The 14,327-nt window shown below is 59.8% G+C and carries 15 protein-coding genes; 9 read left to right on the forward strand and 6 right to left on the reverse strand.

Annotated elements, in window-relative coordinates; translation table 11 throughout:
* Positions 1-3 precede the first annotated feature (3 nt).
* The 3 genes from grxC to ACSQ16_RS02635 are packed head-to-tail and all read left to right on the forward strand — an operon-like array spanning position 4 to position 1,543.
* Positions 4-264 carry a glutaredoxin 3 gene (grxC, locus tag ACSQ16_RS02625; RefSeq protein WP_243261802.1) on the forward strand — a complete coding sequence of 87 codons (261 nt, stop codon included), beginning with the start codon at positions 4-6 and terminating at the stop codon, positions 262-264.
* Positions 261-1,091 carry a carbon-nitrogen hydrolase family protein gene (locus tag ACSQ16_RS02630; RefSeq protein WP_243261801.1) on the forward strand — a complete coding sequence of 277 codons (831 nt, stop codon included), beginning with the start codon at positions 261-263 and terminating at the stop codon, positions 1,089-1,091. Before grxC ends, ACSQ16_RS02630 begins: the two co-directional genes overlap by 4 nt.
* A gap of 11 nt (positions 1,092-1,102) precedes the next feature.
* Positions 1,103-1,543, forward strand: a complete 441-nt coding sequence (locus ACSQ16_RS02635; protein WP_243261800.1) for a MarR family winged helix-turn-helix transcriptional regulator — start codon at positions 1,103-1,105, stop codon at positions 1,541-1,543.
* Here ACSQ16_RS02635 and ubiG read toward each other — a convergent pair.
* Entirely contained in the window at positions 1,518-2,276 is a 759-nt protein-coding gene (gene ubiG / locus ACSQ16_RS02640; protein WP_243261798.1) for a bifunctional 2-polyprenyl-6-hydroxyphenol methylase/3-demethylubiquinol 3-O-methyltransferase UbiG, read from the reverse strand. The genes ACSQ16_RS02635 and ubiG overlap by 26 nt on opposite strands.
* 48 nt (positions 2,277-2,324) lie before the next feature.
* On the opposite strand from ubiG, the gene pip reads away from it, so the two are divergent.
* The 6 genes from pip (at position 2,325) to infB (ending at position 9,633) form a co-directional block, all read left to right on the forward strand.
* A complete protein-coding gene (gene pip / locus ACSQ16_RS02645; protein ID WP_243261796.1) occupies positions 2,325-3,296 on the forward strand; it encodes a prolyl aminopeptidase in 972 nt (323 codons plus the stop codon).
* Positions 3,293-4,156: an ABC transporter substrate-binding protein gene (locus tag ACSQ16_RS02650; protein ID WP_243261795.1), complete on the forward strand. Its 864-nt coding sequence runs from the start codon at positions 3,293-3,295 to the stop codon at positions 4,154-4,156. The genes pip and ACSQ16_RS02650 overlap by 4 nt, the downstream gene beginning before the upstream one ends.
* A gap of 151 nt (positions 4,157-4,307) precedes the next feature.
* Positions 4,308-4,886, forward strand: a complete 579-nt coding sequence (rimP, locus tag ACSQ16_RS02655; protein WP_243261793.1) for a ribosome maturation factor RimP — start codon at positions 4,308-4,310, stop codon at positions 4,884-4,886.
* Positions 4,886-6,514, forward strand: coding sequence for a transcription termination factor NusA (gene nusA, locus ACSQ16_RS02660; RefSeq protein WP_243261792.1), 1,629 nt, complete (start codon positions 4,886-4,888; stop codon positions 6,512-6,514). The genes rimP and nusA overlap by 1 nt, the downstream gene beginning before the upstream one ends.
* Before the next feature lie 20 nt (positions 6,515-6,534).
* Entirely contained in the window at positions 6,535-7,155 is a 621-nt protein-coding gene (locus ACSQ16_RS02665; RefSeq protein WP_093927563.1) for an RNA-binding protein, read from the forward strand.
* Positions 7,156-7,164: 9 nt separating this feature from the next.
* The gene (gene infB, locus ACSQ16_RS02670; protein WP_093927562.1) at positions 7,165-9,633 is read left to right on the forward strand and encodes a translation initiation factor IF-2; all 2,469 of its coding nucleotides are present in this window, start codon (positions 7,165-7,167) and stop codon (positions 9,631-9,633) included.
* 9 nt (positions 9,634-9,642) lie between these two features.
* Here the strand turns inward: infB and ACSQ16_RS02675 are convergent, their stop codons facing one another.
* From ACSQ16_RS02675 to ACSQ16_RS02695, 5 genes are all read right to left on the reverse strand, one after another.
* Positions 9,643-10,449: a metallophosphoesterase family protein gene (locus tag ACSQ16_RS02675; protein ID WP_243261791.1), complete on the reverse strand. Its 807-nt coding sequence runs from the start codon at positions 10,447-10,449 to the stop codon at positions 9,643-9,645.
* A complete protein-coding gene (locus ACSQ16_RS02680) occupies positions 10,446-11,363 on the reverse strand; it encodes a diacylglycerol/lipid kinase family protein (protein ID WP_243261790.1) in 918 nt (305 codons plus the stop codon). Before ACSQ16_RS02680 ends, ACSQ16_RS02675 begins: the two co-directional genes overlap by 4 nt.
* A 320-nt stretch (positions 11,364-11,683) precedes the next feature.
* Positions 11,684-12,082: an 8-oxo-dGTP diphosphatase MutT gene (gene mutT / locus ACSQ16_RS02685; protein WP_243261789.1), complete on the reverse strand. Its 399-nt coding sequence runs from the start codon at positions 12,080-12,082 to the stop codon at positions 11,684-11,686.
* A 4-nt stretch (positions 12,083-12,086) separates the two neighbouring features.
* Positions 12,087-13,313 carry a bifunctional glutamate N-acetyltransferase/amino-acid acetyltransferase ArgJ gene (gene argJ, locus ACSQ16_RS02690; RefSeq protein ID WP_243261788.1) on the reverse strand — a complete coding sequence of 409 codons (1,227 nt, stop codon included), beginning with the start codon at positions 13,311-13,313 and terminating at the stop codon, positions 12,087-12,089.
* Between the two features lie 3 nt (positions 13,314-13,316).
* Entirely contained in the window at positions 13,317-14,165 is an 849-nt protein-coding gene (locus ACSQ16_RS02695) for a peptidylprolyl isomerase (RefSeq protein ID WP_243261787.1), read from the reverse strand.
* Positions 14,166-14,327 lie beyond the last annotated feature (162 nt).

Genomic DNA, 14,327 nt, shown 5'->3' on the forward strand with positions numbered 1-14,327 from the left:
TTCATGCAACCTGTCGAAATCTACACGTCGCCGCTCTGCGGTTTTTGCCATTCCGCCAAACGTCTGCTGACCCAAAAGGGCGCGGCCTTTGACGAGGTCGACGTGCTGTCGGAGCCAGAGCGCAAGAAAGAGATGATCCAACGCGCTGGCGGTGCCCGTACCGTGCCGCAGATCTTTATCGGTGACGTGCATGTGGGCGGCTGTGATGAGCTTTATGCGCTGGACCGTGCCGGCACGCTCGACGCGCTGCTGCAAGACAGATGAAAATCGCGCTGCTGCAACTCAACGTCTCGGACGACCCCGCCGCTAATCTGATTGAAACCCGCGCCCTGCTGCGCGAGGCGGTGGCGGGCGGGGCAGCGTTTGTTCTGACGCCCGAGGTGACGAATTGCGTCAGCACCAGCCGTAGCCACCAACAAGCCGTGCTGGCCTATGAGGAAGATGACGCTACCCTCGCCGCCCTGCGCGAAGAGGCGGCGAAGGCGGGCACTTGGCTGCTGATCGGCTCACTCGCGCTCAAGACGCGGGGCGGCGACGGGCGCTTTGCCAACCGGTCCTTCCTGATCTCTCCGCAGGGAGAGATCGTGGCCCGCTACGACAAGATCCACATGTTCGACGTGGATATCAGCGCGACCGAGACCTACCGCGAATCCGCAGGCTATCGCCCCGGTGACAAGGCAGTGGTGGCCGAAACGGCTTTTGGCAAGATTGGGATGTCGGTTTGCTATGACATGCGCTTTCCCGCGCTCTATCAAGCTTTGGCCGAGGCGGGCGCGCGTATCCTGACCATGCCTGCGGCCTTCTCTCCGGTCACCGGAGCCGCGCATTGGCACAGTCTGCTGCGGGCGCGGGCGATTGAGAATGGCTGCTATGTGCTGGCCCCGGCCCAGACCGGCACCCATGCCAGTGCCGAGCATAAAACCCGCGATACCTATGGGCATTCGCTGGTTGTGGCGCCGTGGGGAGAGGTCGTGCTTGATGCCGGGACGGCCCCCGGCGTTTACTTTTGTGACATGGACATGGAAGAATGTGACAAGGCCCGCGCCAAAGTGCCCAGCCTTGCCAACCGCCGCCCCTTTGCCGCGCCCTGACCGGACCTAAGATGACCGACGATAAAAACACACTTGCGATCATGCTGTTCGGTGAATTGCTGGCCGCCGATCAACAGGTGCGCAGCCGCCTCACACGGGTTCTGCCACGCGGGATGGAAATTTCGCATTTTTCGGTGCTGAATTCGCTTTCATGGCATGGCGGCGAACGCTCGCCCGCGCAACTGGCAGAGACATTCAATGTCACGCGCGGGGCGATGACCAACACGCTAAGCAAACTGGAATGGGCCGGTTATATCCATATCCGCCCCGATTGGGATGACGCGCGGCGCAAAATGGTCGCGATCAGCCCTGCCGGGCGGCAGGCACGGGACGCGGCGGTGAACGCGATCACGCCGATGATTTCCAACGTGGTGGATGATCTGGGCGAAGAGCAGGTTCGCGCCACGCTGCCGATCCTCCGTGCGCTCAGGCGTCAGTTGAGCCAGGATTGAGGCTGGCGGTAACGTAGTTCACGCTGAGATCCCGATCCGACAGGCGCCATAACCACGCGATGGGGTTGAAAACGAAACCCTTGCGATCCACCGGCTCCAGTCCCGCACGGTTGAGCAAATCATAAAGCTCGTCCGGCGTGATGAACTTGTTCCAGTCATGCGTGCCCTTGGGCAGCCAGCGCATCACATGCTCTGCGCCCACAATCGCCATCATAAAGGACTTTGGATTGCGGTTCAGGGTCGAACAGATGTGCAGCCCGCCGGGTTTCAGCAGGCGGCGGCAGGCGATGAGGTAGTCGATGGGGGAGGCAACGTGTTCGACGACCTCCATATTGAGCACGACATCGAATTTCTCACCCGCCTCGGCCATCGCTTCGGCGGTGGTGTGGCGGTAATCAATCTCCAGCCCCGACTGCTGCGCGTGAATTTGCGCGACGGGGATATTGCCCGCCGCCGCATCCGCGCCGACCACCTCGGCCCCCAGCCGCGCCATCGGTTCCGAGAGCAGCCCACCGCCGCACCCGATGTCGAGAATGCGCAGACCCTTAAACGGCGCGTCGACAGTTAGATCACGGTCAAACTCGCCCGCAATTTGGCTGGTGATGTAATCCAACCGGCAGGGGTTCAGCATGTGCAGCGGCTTGAACTTGCCGTTCAGATCCCACCATTCGGCGGCCATCGCCTCGAATTTGGCGATCTCGGCGGGGTCGATGGTTGATTGATCCGCTTGCATTCTGATCTCCCTGTGCTCTTTTGGGTTCAATGACTATATAGGGCGGCAATGGACAAGTATCCCGACCAAAAACGCGACGCAGCGCATCTTTATCCGCCGGTTGAGCCTTTCGACCAGCGGATGTTGTCTGTGGGGCAGGGGCATCAGGTCTATGTCGAACAATGCGGCAATCCCGACGGCATCCCCGTTGTCGTGCTCCATGGCGGCCCCGGCGGCGGTTGCAGCCCGGCGATGCGGCGGTATTTCGACCCAAAGGTGTACCGCGTGGTGCTGTTCGATCAGCGCGGCTGCGGGCGCTCTACCCCGCACGCCTCGGTCACGGACAACACGACATGGCATCTTGTCGCGGATATCGAGCTGATTCGCAGCACACTCGGCATCGACAAATGGATGGTTTTTGGCGGTTCTTGGGGGGCGACGCTGGCGCTGATCTATGCCCAAGCGCATCCAGAGGCCGTGCGTCATCTGATCCTGCGCGGCGTGTTCCTGATGACGCAGGCCGAGCTTGATTGGTTCTACGGCGGCGGGGCCGGGCGGTTCTGGCCCGAACTTTGGGCGCGGTTCGTAAACCTGATCCCCGAAGATGAGCGTGACGATCTGATTGCGGCCTACCATCGGCGGCTGTTCTCGGGCGACCTCAGGGTCGAGCAGGACTATGGCCGCGCATGGGCGGCTTGGGAGAACGCGCTGGCCTCGGTGCAGTCCGATGGCGTTTCGCATGGCGGTCCTTCGGCCTATGCGCGGGCGTTCTCGCGGTTGGAGAACCATTACTTCACCAACAATGGATTTTTGGAGTTCGACGGTCAGATCCTCGAACATATGGGCCGCATCGCGCATATCCCGGGGGTGATCGTGCAGGGGCGTTACGACATGATCTGCCCCCCTTCGGGCGCCTACGCGCTGGCCGAGCGCTGGCCCAATGCCGATCTGCGGATGATCCGCAACGCGGGTCACGCACTGTCAGAGCCGGGGATTAGCGCGGAACTTGTGCGCACGATGGATAGGATTGGTCAGCGATGAGTGGGCGTAACTCTCTGCTGGATCGCCGGGCGCTTTTCACCACCGGCGCGGCGGCGGCTCTGCTGGCCGCGACAGGTGCCAGCGCCGGAGAGCCACCCCGGCGCGGTGGCCGTCTGCGGCTGGCGCTTTCCGGCGCCACCCGAGAGGACACTTGGGTCCACGGCGAGGGGCTTTTTATGCAGGTCGCACGTCAGGGCATGATCTTTGACACGCTGACCGAAGTGGCGGGCAACGGCATCCTTAAAGGTGAGTTGGCGACCGGCTGGCAAGCGAGCGAGGGTGCGCGACAGTGGCGGTTTGATCTCCGGCCCGATGTGCGGTTTCACGACGGCAGCCCGCTGACTGCCCGCGATGTTGTGGCCAGTCTGCAAAGCCTACTGCCTCAAACTGAAATTACCGCGCAGGGTGCCCTGCATGTGCAGATCACCCTGCCCCAAGCGAATCCCGGTCTGCCGCTGTTGCTGTCCGAACCGCGCTATGTGATCCGCCCCGCCCATGCCCCCGAGGCCGGGATCGGCACCGGGCTTTACCGTCTGCGGCGCTTTTCCGCCGGGCGTCAGGTTTTGGCCGAGCGGGTGGAGAGCCATTACAAAGACGGCACCGCCGGTTGGTTCGATACGGTCGAGCTTGTCGCGATCCCCGCGCGGGAGGTGCGCGCGCAGGCATTGAGCGAAAGGCTTGTTGATGCAGCGGATTTGCCCGCCCGCCCGCGCTATCGCGAACGGGGCGATGTGACGCTTCAGACCGACAGTGCCGGTGGGGTCAGCGCCCTGTCGGGCGATCTGCGCCAGCCCCCCAACCCCGGACGCCAAGCGCCGATGGATAACCTGCGTGCGCCCGAGCGCTGGTGGTTCGGCTGACGGGGGTTGCAGTTTCGCGGCATTCGGCCTATATCCCCTCTCAACAGCGGCGCTTTCGGGTCCAAACCGAAGGCTCCACCGATCTTGAACACGGGCCGCGCGCCCGTTTTTTTATGCCTGAACGAAACTGCCAGATTAAATTGGATGTCTCATGTCGAACGACCTGATTGCCAAAGCTGCCATTGACCGCCGTCTGGCCGAGATCATCACCCCTGTGATCGAGGACATGGGTTTTGAATTGGTGCGCGTCCGCCTGATGTCGGGCAAGTCTACCATCCTGCAAGTCATGGCCGACCGGCCTGATGGCGGGATCGAAGTGGATGAATGCGCCAAGATTTCTCAGGCAATCGGCGCGGTTCTGGATGTCGAAGATCCGATCCTTGACGAATACGCGCTTGAGGTTTCAAGCCCCGGCATCGATCGTCCGCTGACGCGGCTCAAAGATTTTGATGCGTTCGAGGGCTATGAGGCCAAGATTGAGACCACCGAGCTGATCGACGGCCGCCGCCGCTTTAAGGGCGAGTTGGCAGGCGTCGAAGGTGGAGAAGTGCTGATCAACGTCGAAGAAGGCACCATTGGCCTGCAGTTCGACTGGCTGAGTGACGCGAAGCTGGTCCTGACCGACGACCTGATCAAAGAAATGCTCCGCCAGCGCAAGGCGTCTGGTGCGATCGACGAAACCGATTTTGATGATATCGAGACTGAAGAGTCTGCTGAGGGAGACACCTAATGGCCATTACATCTGCAAACCAGCTTGAGCTGTTGCAAACCGCCGAGGCGGTGGCGCGCGAAAAGATGATCGACCCCGGTCTGGTCGTCGAAGCGATGGAAGAATCCCTCGCCCGCGCCGCAAAGTCCCGCTACGGCGCCGAAATGGACATCCGCGTTGACATCGACCGTAAGACCGGCAAGGCGACCTTCACCCGCGTTCGCACCGTGGTCGAGGATGATGAGCTTGAGAACTATCAGGCTGAGTTCACTGTCGATCAGGCCAAGCAGTATATGGCTGACCCCAAGGTCGGCGACACTTATGTCGAAGAAGTCCCCCCGGTTGAGATGGGCCGGATCGCGGCGCAATCGGCCAAGCAGGTGATTTTGCAGAAGGTCCGCGAAGCTGAGCGTGACCGTCAGTACGAAGAATTCAAAGACCGCGCAGGCACGATCATCAACGGTCTGGTCAAGCGCGAAGAGTATGGCAACGTCATCGTCGATGTGGGTGCTGGCGAAGCGATCCTGCGCCGCAACGAGAAGATTGGCCGCGAAAGCTATCGCCCGAACGACCGTATCCGCGTCTACATCAAAGACGTGCGCCGCGAGCAGCGCGGCCCGCAGATTTTCCTGAGCCGCACCGCGCCTGAGTTCATGGCCGAACTGTTCAAGATGGAAGTCCCGGAGATCTACGACGGCATCATCGAGATCAAAGCCGTCGCCCGCGACCCCGGTTCGCGCGCCAAGATTGCTGTGATTTCGCATGACGGCTCCATCGACCCCGTCGGTGCCTGCGTTGGTATGCGCGGTAGCCGCGTGCAGGCCGTCGTGAACGAGCTTCAGGGCGAGAAGATCGACATCATTCCGTGGAACGAAGACCAGCCGACCTTCCTTGTGAACGCGCTTCAGCCTGCTGAAGTGTCGAAAGTGGTTCTGGACGAAGAAGCCGGCAAGATCGAAGTCGTCGTGCCCGAGGAGCAGCTGTCGCTGGCGATTGGCCGTCGTGGTCAAAACGTGCGTCTGGCCAGCCAGTTGACCGGTCTCGATATCGACATCATGACCGAAGAGCAGGAAAGCCAGCGTCGTCAGGCCGAGTTCGAGCTGCGCACCAAGCTGTTCATGGACAACCTCGATCTGGACGAATTCTTTGCCCAGTTGCTGGTTTCCGAAGGTTTCACCAACCTCGAAGAAGTGGCCTACGTCGAAGTCGACGAGTTGCTGGTCATCGACGGTGTCGACGAAGACACCGCTGGCGAGTTGCAGGCCCGTGCCCGTGATGTGCTTGAGGCGCAGAACAAAGCAGCGCTTGATAACGCCCGCGCGTTGGGTGTCGAAGACAGCCTGGTTGAATTTGAGGGTCTGACCCCCCAAATGTTAGAAGCGCTGGCAAAAGACGATGTAAAGACCTTGGAAGATTTCGCCACCTGTGCCGATTGGGAACTGGCTGGCGGCTGGACCACGGTCAACGGCGAGCGTGTTAAGGACGATGGTGCGCTTGAGCCCTTTGAGGTCAGCCTTGAAGACGCCCAAGCTATGATCATGACCGCCCGTGTCATGCTGGGCTGGGTCGACCCGACCGAGCTTGAAGCCGACGCGGACGAAGACGACGTAGAAACAGACGGCGAGAACGCCGAGGAGGCCGAGGCCTAATCGGGCCTCGGGGGTTGCACATGGGACGCGGTGGCGCTTCGAATGACCAGCAGACTGGTCCAGAACGCAAGTGCATTGCCACGGGCGACGTGCAGCCAAAACACGGGTTGATCCGTTTTGTGATCGGCCCGGACAATCAGGTTTACCCGGATATTTTGGGTAAACTGCCGGGCCGGGGCATTTATGTCTCGGCTGACCGTGCCGCGCTGGAACTTGCGGTAAAGAAAAAGGCCTTTGCTCGGTCGGCGAAACAGCCGGTCACGCTGCCAGACGGGTTGATCGACGAAGTCGAACAACAATTGGCGCGCCGGGTGGTGGACTTGATCTCGCTCCAGCGCAAGGCAGGCAAGGCGGTCGCCGGCTACGAAAAGGTCAAGGGTTGGTTGCAAACCGAAGAGGCCGAAGTATTGATACAGGCCGTAGACGGGTCAGGGCGCGGTAAGTCCAAGCTGAGCACCCCTCATTACGGTCACTACATCGGTTGGTTGACAGCCGATGAATTGGGTTTGGCATTCGGTCGCCAAACTGTGATACATGGGGCGCTCGCCTCTGGCGGACTCACGCAACGTGTTGTAGAGGAAGCCGGACGACTTAAAGGCGTGCGCGTAAACGAGGGTGGCAGCGGCCATCCGAAAGGATAGACGAGCTTCATGAGCGATAGTGACGGCAAGAAAACATTGGGTCTGCGCGGCGGCGCACGTCCGGGGAATGTAAAGCAAAGCTTTAGCCACGGGCGGACCAAGAACGTTGTGGTCGAAACCAAGCGCAAGCGTGTTGTGGTGCCCAAGCCGGGTGGCCAGAAACCAACCGGGCCGGGTGCCGGGCCGATTGGGGATCCCAAGAAACGTCCCGCAGGCATCACCGATGCCGAGATGGAGCGTCGTCTGAAAGCTGTTCAGGCTGCCAAAGCCCGTGAGGTTGAGGAAGCCGCAGCACGTGAGGCCGAGGAAAAGGCCCGCGCCGAAGAGCGTGAGCGCCGCCGGGCCGAGATTGAAGCCAAAGAACGCGAAGAGCGTGAGCGCGAGGAAAGCCTTAAGGCGAAAGCCGAGGAAGACGCGCGCCGCAAAGCAGAGGCCGAAGCGGCTGCTGCTGCTCCTGCGCCAGAACCTGCCGCCGCGCGTGAGCCGGGCAACAAGCCCATGCCCGCCGCAACGCCGCGCAAAACCACAGAGCGTGACCGCGACGAAACCAAGAAGCGTAGCAAGGGTGGCGACAGCCGCCGTTCTGGTAAGCTGACAGTGAACCAAGCCCTCAACGGTGGTGAAGGTGGCCGTCAGCGTTCCATGGCGCAGATGAAGCGCAAACAAGAGCGTGCGCGTCAAAAAGCCATGGGTGGTCAGGTTGAGCGCGAGAAGATTGTGCGCAACGTCAATCTGCCCCCGGCAATTGTTGTATCCGAGCTTGCCAACCGTATGGCCGAAAAGACTGGCGCTGTTGTAAAAGCGTTGATGCAGAACGGCATGATGGTCACGCAGAATGAAACCATCGACGCGGATACCGCTGAACTCATCATCGAAGAGTTTGGCCACAAGGTTGTGCGCGTCAGCGACTCTGATGTCGAAGATGTCATCAAAGAGATCGTAGACAAGCCCGAAGACCTGCAAGGTCGTCCCCCGGTCATCACGATCATGGGCCACGTTGACCACGGTAAAACATCGCTGCTCGACGCGATCCGTAATGCGAAAGTGGTTGCTGGCGAAGCCGGCGGGATCACCCAGCACATCGGTGCCTATCAGGTTACGACAGACAATGGTGCGGTGCTGTCCTTCCTCGACACACCCGGCCACGCGGCCTTTACTTCCATGCGTTCGCGCGGTGCTCAGGTAACAGATATTGTGGTTCTGGTGGTCGCGGCGGATGACGCCGTGATGCCGCAGACGATCGAAGCGATCGCCCACGCGAAAGCGGCCAAAGTGCCGATGATCGTGGCGATCAACAAAATCGATAAGCCTGCTGCGAACCCTGATAAGGTCCGGACGGATCTGCTTCAGCACGAAGTCATCGTCGAAAAGATGTCTGGCGATGTGCAGGACGTCGAAGTTTCGGCGGCCACAGGCCAAGGTCTGGACGAGTTGCTCGAAGCGATTGCGCTGCAGTCCGAAATTCTCGAACTGAAGGCGAACCCAGATCGGGCCGCTGTCGGTGCGGTGATCGAAGCGCAGCTTGATGTGGGCCGCGGCCCTGTTGCGACTGTTCTGGTTCAGAACGGGACGCTACGGCAGGGTGATATCTTTGTCGTGGGTGAGCAGTACGGTAAGGTCCGTGCGCTGATCAATGACCAAGGCGAGCGCGTCAAAGAAGCAGGTCCTTCGGTACCGGTTGAGGTGCTTGGCATCAACGGCACGCCAGAGGCCGGTGACGTTCTGAACGTCACTGAAACCGAAGCGCAGGCCCGCGAAATCGCTGAATACCGCGCCAATGCAGCTAAGGACAAACGTGCCGCTGCTGGTGCTGCGACGACGCTGGAACAGCTTATGGCCAATGCCAAGGCGAACGAAGACGTCAGCGAGCTGCCGATCTTGGTCAAAGCCGACGTGCAAGGCTCTGCCGAAGCGATCGTTCAGGCGATGGAGAAAATCGGCAACGACGAAGTCCGCGTTCGGGTTCTGCACTCCGGTGTGGGCGCGATCACCGAGACGGATGTCGGTCTGGCCGAAGCTTCGGGCGCACCGATCATGGGCTTCAACGTCCGTGCCAACGCCTCGGCGCGGAACACGGCGAACCAGAAGGGCGTCGAAATCCGCTACTACTCGGTCATCTATGACCTTGTGGATGACGTGAAAGCGGCTGCAAGCGGCCTGCTGAGTGCCGAGATCAAAGAGAACTTCATTGGCTATGCCAACATCAAGGAAGTCTTCAAGGTCACCGGTGTGGGCAAAGTTGCGGGCTGTCTGGTCACCGAAGGCGTCGCCCGCCGCAGCGCCGGTGTGCGTCTGCTGCGCGACAACGTCGTGATCCACGAAGGTACGCTGAAAACGCTCAAGCGCTTCAAAGACGAAGTGCCTGAAGTCCAGTCCGGGCAGGAGTGCGGCATGGCGTTTGAGAACTACGATGACATCCGTCCCGACGATGTGATCGAGATCTTCGAGCGCGAAGAAGTGACCCGCACATTGGCCTAAGCCAAGCGTTTAGACGACGAATTCGCCAGAGGCCCGGTCAAATTGCCGGGCCTCTGCTTTTGTGAATGCCTTTTTGCTATCGTCAAAGCTGATCCGAGCGAGATTGACGTGCAGGGGCGAGATATCAATCAGGTTGAAATCATTCGGCTCGCCACGCTGCCTAGAGGAAAGGCTGGTGCCAGCATGAAGCTGGATCGCGAGATGCCCGTCATGTTCAGGTGCGGGGTGGGCAAAGGTGCCTGCGTGCCAGATGTGCAGATGGCCCGACAGGATCAGGTCAGCGCCGCAGTCCAGCAGCCGCCGTAAGGCGCGTTGTGCGCCCGGAATCGGCCGCTTCTTTGTCTCGGTCGGGTGATCTAGTGGATGGTGGCACACAGCAATGCGCATGGTGTCTTTCCCCCCGCCTGACAGCGCACGACAAGCGCGACGCAGCCGATGAAGGCCGAGTTTACCGGTTTGCCATTTAAATCTGTCGACCGTGTTGATCCCGACAGCAATGAAATCCGCACCCTGATGTACCGGAGTCAGATCGCGAGCGATCCAACGACGGTAATACCGCCACGGCATCAAAAACCGCGTTAACGGGCGATGCAGTGGAATATCGTGATTGCCCGGTACGCTTAAAACTGGCGCATTGATGCGATCAATAAACGCCCGCGCCGCACGATACTCCTTTTCCCGCGCCCGTTGTGTCAGGTCTCCTGAAATGATAACCAAGTCGGGATCATAGCCGTTCACCGCGTTCAGCAGCGGGGTCAAAAGGTCGGGGCGATCCTTGCCAAAATGTAGGTCGGATAGATGGATCAAACGGCTCATCTCACGGCCTCCTTCGCAGCAATGGGTACGTAAATATGGATGGGCGACGCTGCACGGGTAAGGCGGTAAGGGCCTTTCATAATTGAAACCTCTCCGTCCCGCGCGACATAGCGTTTGCGCTGTTTCATGCGGATATCGATTTCTGACCCGCAGAGCATTTCATAATCGGTATGGGGTTTGGCCAACCCAGTAGCCAAGGCGATGGCGTGGCGCAGCAGGCCAAAGCGGTAGGTGTCAGGGGCGACCAGCAGCACCATGTCACCGCGTGCGATGCAATCTTTGCCATCAAGCCCCATCTGATCTAATTGGAAGGCATTGTTTACCGCAAAGACCAATGGGGTGCGCAGTGTGTTTTCCTTGCCGTCTACGACAATGGTTAGCTTTAGCGTTGTTCGGAAATCGATCAATGCCTTGATGACAGACCAATAAGCGGCGATCCTGCTGCGGCCCCAACGACGATAGATCCCTTCGCGTGTTTTGAGGATCGCGGGATAGGCGCCGATGCTCGCGTTGTTGAGGAATGTTTCTCCATTTATCGTGGCTACATGCACCGGGCGGCTTTCCCCACTGGCGATCAGGTCCACCGCACGATCAAGGTCTTCGGGGATGCCCATAGAGCGTGCAAAGTAATTAAAAGTGCCCTGTGGAATGATTCCGAGCGGCCGATCTTGGTCTACCATCGCCGAGGTCACGCCCGAGATGGTGCCATCACCGCCGGCGACGGCAATGATGCCATCGCCCCTAGACAGCGCCTGATGCGCTGCACTTTTGGGATCATTACGCTTGTCGATATGAATAAATTCAGCCGTGATACCGTGTCGCGCAAATGCGTTTCGGATCGTTGTTTCGGCTTGGTCACCGTTTTGACGGCCTGAACCGCGGTTCAGAATGACAATTGCGCGCTGCGATGACATAATTTTCCCTACCACATGGTAAGGTAAAACGCGCCGGAACGCCTATTCGTTCACTCTGATAGGCGTTCCGTTGTGATTTTCTTAGACTGGCGTGCCTTCGAAAATCTTTCCGTCAACTTGGACGGCCATGCGGCCCCCAGCTAACATTTTTACAAAAATACCCTGAACGTAAATGGAACTTCCGATAGTGATTGTTTTCAGCATGTCGGCACCCTTTCATACAGATGTTACAAGTCTGCCTCAGTATGGTGCGCTAGTGGTTAAATATTTCGCAACATGCCGAGCTAGAGTAATTACTAGGGCATTTTTGCAACGATCCGCTAGAGCCAGTCACGCAGAGTTGATATAAGCGGCACGTCTGCTTCGGGCATGGGATAGGCGCGCATTTCGTTTGGGCGCACCCATTTCAACGTCTGCCCCTCACGTGAAACAGGCGTTCCGCCCCATTTTCGACAAGCGAAAAGCGGCATCAGAAGATGAAAATCACTATAGCTATGACTGGCAAAGGTCAGTGGGGCGAGGCAGGATTCCCACGTCTCGATCCCCAGTTCTTCGTGCAGTTCCCGGATCAGCGCCGCTTCGGGTGTTTCTCCGGGGTCGATCTTGCCGCCCGGAAACTCCCATAGGCCAGCCATGGGCTTGCCTTCGGGCCGCTGGGCCAGAAGGACGCGACCGTCGATGTCGATCAACGCGGCGGCAGAGACGAGCACTGTTTTCATCGGGTCAAGACCGGTAATCGGCGTTGATGTCGATGTAGCCGTGGGTTAGGTCGCAGGTCCAGACCGTGCAAGCGCCTTCGCCGAGGCCTAGGTCAACGCCGATCACGATATTTTCGCCCTGCATATGCGCGGCGGCGTCATCCTCTGAATAATCAGGACTGCGCCAGCCGTCTCGTGCGACTTCAACATCGCCGAACCGGATCGACAGGCGGTCGCGGTCTGCTGCGGCACCGGATTTGCCGATGGCCATCACGACGCGGCCCCAGTTAGGGTCTTGTCCTGCGATGGCGGTTTTGATCAGCGGAGAGTTCGCGATGGCCATGGCGTGAACCTTGGCTTCGGTATCGTTCGACGCACCCGTCACGGCCACTTCGACGAACTTTTGTGCCCCTTCGCCGTCTTTGACGACCTGATGCGCCAGATCAAGCATCACATCGCGCAGCGCTGCGTCAAAGTCTTCGTTGTCGGATACATCGACGCCGGATGCTCCCGTAGCGGCCATAATCAGCGCGTCTGACGTTGATGTGTCGCTATCAACTGTGATGCAGTTGAACGTCGTCTCTGTATGGGTCGACAGGCGCTGTTGCAGTTTGTCTTGGGAGATAAGAGCGTCAGTAAAGATATAGACCAGCATGGTGGCCATATCGGGGGCAATCATGCCCGATCCTTTGGCGATACCGGCGATTGAAACCGTTTTGCCGTCAATCTCGAGCTTGGCGCTCGCGCCTTTAGGGAAAGTGTCGGTGGTCATGATCGCCCGCGCGGCGTCTTCGATGCCTGCAGGGTCAAGTTTCGCGTGAAGGTCCCCCAATACGGCAGTGATACGCTCATGGGGCAGGGGTTCACCGATGACGCCGGTGGAGGAGGTGAAGACTCGCGATTGCGGCACACCGCAGGCTTCGGCAGCGGCGGCGGTGATCGCCTCAACCGCGTCGGTGCCGCCGCGCCCGGTAAAGGCGTTGGCATTGCCGGAGTTCACGACGATGGCGGCGCCCTCATCTGAGGCGCCGCCGATTTTTGCCTGGCAGTCCAGCACCGGGGCCGCACGGGTGGCAGAGCGTGTGAACGCCCCCGCCACAGCACTGCCCGGCGCCAGTTTCGCCAACATCACGTCGGTGCGGTCTTGATAGCGCACGCCAGCGGCGATGGTGGCAAATGTCACGCCGTCGATGACCGGCAGTTCAGGGAAACGGGCCGGGGCGAGCGGCGAGACAGCCAGTGATTTAGCCATGAGTTAGTTCAGCCATTCAGTGTTTTTGAGAACAGTAGGATCGATGCCTTCGGCGGCGCTGCGGTCAACCTCGGCGGCTTCGGTCAGGCTTTCGATGGCATCCTGCACTTTGGTCTGGCGCACTTGGGTCTCAAGCTCTTCACGCACATCTTCCAGCGCGGGCGCTTCGGCGGTGCGGGTCTCGTTCAGCTTGATGACATGCCAGCCAAACTGGGTTTCCACGGGATCAGACACGCTGCCGGCTTCCATGCCAGCCACGGCCTCTTCAAAGGCGGGAACCATCATGCCGGGGCCGAACCAACCGAGCGAACCGCCACCGGGGCCGGAGGGGCCGGTCGATTTCTCTTTGGCGATTTCAGCAAAGTCCGCACCGCCGTCGAGTTCAGCCTTTATCGCGTCGGCTTCTTCCTTGGTTTCGACAAGGATGTGCGAGGCGTTGAATTCCTGCTCAGGCTCGGCGTCTTTGTACTGCGCGTCATAGGCGGCTTGCAGTTCTTCGTCGCTGACATCTTCGGCCATCACGCCTTCGATCGCCTCACCTGCGGTGAGCGAACGGGTTTCGTTTTCGATCGACAAGGTCACGCGTGGCGGCAATTCGCCGGTAAAGCTGTCGGCGAGGGCTGTCTGCTGCACAAGCTGGTCAAGGATGCCTTTGAACAGCACGTCATCGGGCAACTGCTGATACTGCTGGGGCAGGGTGACACGTGCTACGAGCATATGCCCAAGCGTGATCTCGGTGTCGTTGACTGTGGCAACAACCGTGTCGACACCCGGTTCGTCTTGGGCGGCTACAGGCAGCGCCACAGCGGCAGCAAGCGCCAAAGACGACAGAAAAGTGAGGGGTTTTTGCATGGTTGGGTCCAATCGCTTCCTTCGTAGCAGGGCTGCTACATTGACAGTGTATGGCACGCCCCTTACATCGCCTTATGGCGCTGAGAGGCGCGGGCTCATCCACTATCTATGGGCTGCTATGGCGCTCGGCAAGCGGGTCGGCGCAAGACACCATAACTTCGG

It is taken from the genome of Sulfitobacter sp. SH24 (genome assembly GCF_965641895.1).
Taxonomy (GTDB): Bacteria; Pseudomonadota; Alphaproteobacteria; order Rhodobacterales; family Rhodobacteraceae; genus Sulfitobacter; species Sulfitobacter dubius.

Coding starts and splice junctions, on each gene's coding strand:
- mutT (WP_243261789.1), bottom strand. CDS start 12,082: ATGAAAACAGTGCTCGTCTCTGCCGCCGCGTTGATCGACATCGACGGT.
- pip (WP_243261796.1), top strand. CDS start 2,325: ATGGACAAGTATCCCGACCAAAAACGCGACGCAGCGCATCTTTATCCG.
- ACSQ16_RS02630 (WP_243261801.1), top strand. CDS start 261: ATGAAAATCGCGCTGCTGCAACTCAACGTCTCGGACGACCCCGCCGCT.
- grxC (WP_243261802.1), top strand. CDS start 4: ATGCAACCTGTCGAAATCTACACGTCGCCGCTCTGCGGTTTTTGCCAT.
- ACSQ16_RS02650 (WP_243261795.1), top strand. CDS start 3,293: ATGAGTGGGCGTAACTCTCTGCTGGATCGCCGGGCGCTTTTCACCACC.
- infB (WP_093927562.1), top strand. CDS start 7,165: ATGAGCGATAGTGACGGCAAGAAAACATTGGGTCTGCGCGGCGGCGCA.
- ACSQ16_RS02680 (WP_243261790.1), bottom strand. CDS start 11,363: ATGTCATCGCAGCGCGCAATTGTCATTCTGAACCGCGGTTCAGGCCGT.
- ACSQ16_RS02675 (WP_243261791.1), bottom strand. CDS start 10,449: ATGAGCCGTTTGATCCATCTATCCGACCTACATTTTGGCAAGGATCGC.
- ACSQ16_RS02635 (WP_243261800.1), top strand. CDS start 1,103: ATGACCGACGATAAAAACACACTTGCGATCATGCTGTTCGGTGAATTG.
- argJ (WP_243261788.1), bottom strand. CDS start 13,313: ATGGCTAAATCACTGGCTGTCTCGCCGCTCGCCCCGGCCCGTTTCCCT.
- ubiG (WP_243261798.1), bottom strand. CDS start 2,276: ATGCAAGCGGATCAATCAACCATCGACCCCGCCGAGATCGCCAAATTC.
- nusA (WP_243261792.1), top strand. CDS start 4,886: ATGGCCATTACATCTGCAAACCAGCTTGAGCTGTTGCAAACCGCCGAG.
- ACSQ16_RS02695 (WP_243261787.1), bottom strand. CDS start 14,165: ATGCAAAAACCCCTCACTTTTCTGTCGTCTTTGGCGCTTGCTGCCGCT.
- ACSQ16_RS02665 (WP_093927563.1), top strand. CDS start 6,535: ATGGGACGCGGTGGCGCTTCGAATGACCAGCAGACTGGTCCAGAACGC.
- rimP (WP_243261793.1), top strand. CDS start 4,308: ATGTCGAACGACCTGATTGCCAAAGCTGCCATTGACCGCCGTCTGGCC.